Source organism: Citrobacter sp. wls826 (genome assembly GCF_005281245.1).
Taxonomy (GTDB): Bacteria; Pseudomonadota; Gammaproteobacteria; order Enterobacterales; family Enterobacteriaceae; genus Citrobacter; species Citrobacter braakii.
This window is the reverse complement of the sequence record NZ_SZWS01000012.1, coordinates 87,687-91,128: the sequence shown is the minus strand read 5'-3', so window position 1 is coordinate 91,128 and position 3,442 is coordinate 87,687. Positions and strand designations below refer to the sequence as shown.

Here is a 3,442-nt window from a genome sequence, read left to right as displayed (position 1 = left end):
GGCTGCTGGAGGGCAGCCAGCCGCCCACGTTGTTATTGCCCGAACAGGAGGGCGTGAGTGGTATTCGTTTCCCCGTCTGGCTGGACGATGAAGGTAAACGTGTGGCGGCGGATTGCCCGCAGGCGCGCGAACAAACGTTAATCGTCTGGCCTTTACCGCTTGAGCCGTGGTTGCCGGAGTCAGAGCGCCGTGGGGCGAGATTACCGCCGGTTTCTGCCACGTGTCCGCCGCTGGGGCAGGATGCTTCGCTGCCGTTGCAGTTGACAGGGGTTCGTGATGGCGCGATCGTGAAGCGTTTACCCGGTTCTGCGCTGGCCTCATTGCCAGTACAAACCAGCGGTGGGACTGGCGATCGCTGGTGGTTTCTTAACGGTGAACGGCTGGATGAACGCGGACGCCGTCTTACGCTACGGCTGGCGACCAAAGGGGATTATCAACTGCTGGTGATGGATGACGCCGGACAGGTGGCGACGGTGAGATTTTCGTTGCAGTAGACTACCAGGTGATTTTTGTTGCTAAAATTCATCTTATTTTAAAGAAATGTTATCTTCGTCAATAGTCAATTGCCGGGATGCTCTTTATAATCCGCGCCAGGTAAACAACAACAAAACATCTTTTTCAGAGGTAATCATGGCTATTGAACGTACTTTTTCCATCATCAAACCAAACGCGGTGGCAAAAAACGTTATTGGGAGCATCTTTGCGCGCTTTGAAGCAGCAGGGTTCAAAATTGTCGGTACTAAAATGCTGCACCTGACCGTTGAGCAGGCGCGTGGCTTCTATGCTGAGCATGATGGTAAGCCGTTCTTTGACGGTCTGGTTGAATTCATGACCTCCGGTCCGATCGTTGTTTCTGTTCTGGAAAGCGAAAATGCCGTACAGCGTCACCGTGATCTGCTGGGTGCAACCAACCCGGCGAATGCGCTGGCGGGTACTCTGCGTGCAGACTACGCTGATAGCTTCACCGAGAACGGTACTCACGGTTCCGACTCCGTTGAATCTGCTGCGCGTGAAATCGCCTATTTCTTCGGTGAAGGCGAGGTTTGCCCGCGCACGCGCTAATCTCCTGCGTCTTTCACATCGCATAGTTTTCTATGCTTTCGGGGAGGCTCGAACGTACCGCTTTCCTGCGATGCGAAATCCTTTGGAGAGGAATTAGCGATTTACATATTATTTTCGCTAATGCTTCGTGCAAACGTGGCATCCCTGCGCCAGACTTTGTACAATGCAACGCCCCGGAAGAGCAGAACGCTTGCCGGGGCGTTTCTTTTTAACCCTCCACGGGCCACAACGTGTAACAACGAGGCCGGAAAAAATTATGTCTGAATTAGTTAACACCTCTGAAGTCGTCATTCCTGCGGTTCCAAATAAAAATGGAAAAATCAACCTGCTGGATCTGAACCGTCAGCAAATGCGCGAATTCTTCAAAGATATGGGTGAAAAACCGTTTCGTGCCGATCAGGTCATGAAGTGGATGTACCACTATTGCAGCGACAACTTTGATGACATGACTGACATCAATAAGGTGCTGCGTAACAAGCTGAAAGAAGTGGCTGAAATTCGCGCCCCGGAAGTGGTGGAAGAGCAGCGTTCCTCTGACGGTACGATCAAATGGGCCATCGCGGTTGGCGATCAGCGCGTAGAAACCGTGTATATCCCGGAAGACGATCGCGCGACCCTGTGTGTTTCTTCACAGGTCGGTTGTGCATTAGAGTGTAAATTCTGCTCTACGGCGCAACAGGGCTTTAACCGTAACCTGCGGGTGTCGGAAATCATTGGTCAGGTCTGGCGTGCGGCGAAAATCGTCGGTGCGGTGAAAGCTACCGGCGTGCGTCCTATCACCAACGTGGTGATGATGGGGATGGGCGAGCCGCTGCTCAACCTGACCAACGTAGTGCCAGCGATGGAAATCATGCTGGATGACTTCGGTTTTGGGCTGTCCAAGCGTCGCGTCACGCTCTCCACCTCAGGCGTTGTCCCTGCGCTGGATAAGTTGGGCGATATGATTGATGTCGCGCTAGCGATTTCTCTGCATGCGCCGAACGATGAAATTCGTGACGAAATTGTACCTATCAACAAAAAGTACAATATCGAAACATTCCTTGGCGCGGTTCGTCGTTATCTGGAGAAGTCCAACGCTAACCAGGGTCGTGTGACCATTGAGTATGTGATGTTAGATCACATCAATGATGGTACTGAACACGCGCATCAGTTGGCAGAGCTGCTGAAAGATACGCCGTGTAAGATTAACCTGATCCCGTGGAACCCGTTCCCTGGCGCGCCGTATGGCCGTAGCTCTAACAGCCGTATCGATCGTTTCTCCAAAGTGTTGATGAGCTATGGTTTCACTACCATCGTGCGTAAAACACGTGGCGATGACATCGATGCAGCCTGCGGTCAGCTGGCGGGTGACGTTATCGACCGTACCAAGCGTACTCTGCGTAAGCGTATGCAGGGCGACGCTATCGATATCAAGACCGTTTGATGTTGAGTGCACTACGGTATAATTCATGTACCGTAGTGCAACGTAAGCCAAATGAGGTTCTTTGTTGTTTTCGTGAGGTCAATAATAACGGTGCGTTTTTGTCGACTTTAAGGCAGTATGTAACGGCGCAACAAGCCTTTAGCCCTCAGGTTTACGTTGTTTTGTCTTTGATAGTCTGACCGTTTTATACTGTCTGACGAAGGTTAACTGACCAGATGTTTCGCGGTGTGGGTGAGCATTGTGGCTCGCCGGCATCAGAACCCAAATTTACGCAGCTGTAGCGAATGAATACTGAAGCCACGCACGACAAAAATGAAGCACTATCCACCGGCGTTCGTCTGCGCAATGCCCGTGAACAACTCGGATTCAGCCAGCAGGCAGTCGCGGAGCGACTTTGCCTGAAGGTCTCCACGGTACGTGATATTGAAGAAGATAAGGCGCCAGCCGATCTCGCTTCAACATTCCTGCGCGGGTATATCCGTTCTTATGCGCGTCTGGTGCATATTCCTGAAGAAGAACTGTTGCCAGGGCTGGAAAAACAGGCTCCGATTCGCCCAGCCAAAGTCGCACCGATGCAGAGCTTCTCGCTCGGTAAGCGTCGTAAAAAACGCGACGGCTGGTTAATGACCTTTACCTGGCTGGTGCTGTTTGTCGTTGTCGGACTGACGGGAGCCTGGTGGTGGCAGAACCATAAAGCGCAGCAGGAAGAGATTACCACCATGGCCGATCAATCCTCCGCTGAGCTGAATGCCGGTAAAGATGGTGCGCAGAACGTACCGTTAGATACCAGCGCCGCAGCGGGCCAGGATACTACCCCGGCTCCAGACGATGGCGCGGTGGCGGACGCAGCGCCTACGCCAGATGTTGCTGCAACCCCGGCACCTGCCGCTGATGCGCAGCAGAATGCCGTTGTGGCACCTTCTCAGGCTAACGTCGATACCGCAACTGCTGCGCCAG

The 3,442-nt window shown here is 52.9% G+C and carries 3 protein-coding genes and 1 pseudogene; all 4 read left to right on the top strand.

Annotated features, from left to right (window positions below; all coding sequences use genetic code 11):
* Positions 1 to 494 (top strand): annotated as a pseudogene (locus FDW87_RS21460) (penicillin-binding protein 1C); the annotation flags it as partial.
* Positions 495 to 630: 136 nt separating this feature from the next.
* Complete coding sequence (ndk, locus tag FDW87_RS01410) at positions 631 to 1,062, top strand: nucleoside-diphosphate kinase (protein WP_003037710.1); 432 nt, start codon at positions 631 to 633, stop codon at positions 1,060 to 1,062.
* Between the two features lie 256 nt (positions 1,063 to 1,318).
* Entirely contained in the window at positions 1,319 to 2,485 is a 1,167-nt protein-coding gene (locus tag FDW87_RS01405) for a bifunctional tRNA (adenosine(37)-C2)-methyltransferase TrmG/ribosomal RNA large subunit methyltransferase RlmN (RefSeq protein ID WP_016154002.1), read from the top strand.
* A 284-nt stretch (positions 2,486 to 2,769) separates the two neighbouring features.
* A partial coding sequence (rodZ, locus tag FDW87_RS01400; protein WP_252362937.1) for a cytoskeleton protein RodZ occupies positions 2,770 to 3,442 on the top strand: 673 nt, incomplete at its 3' end.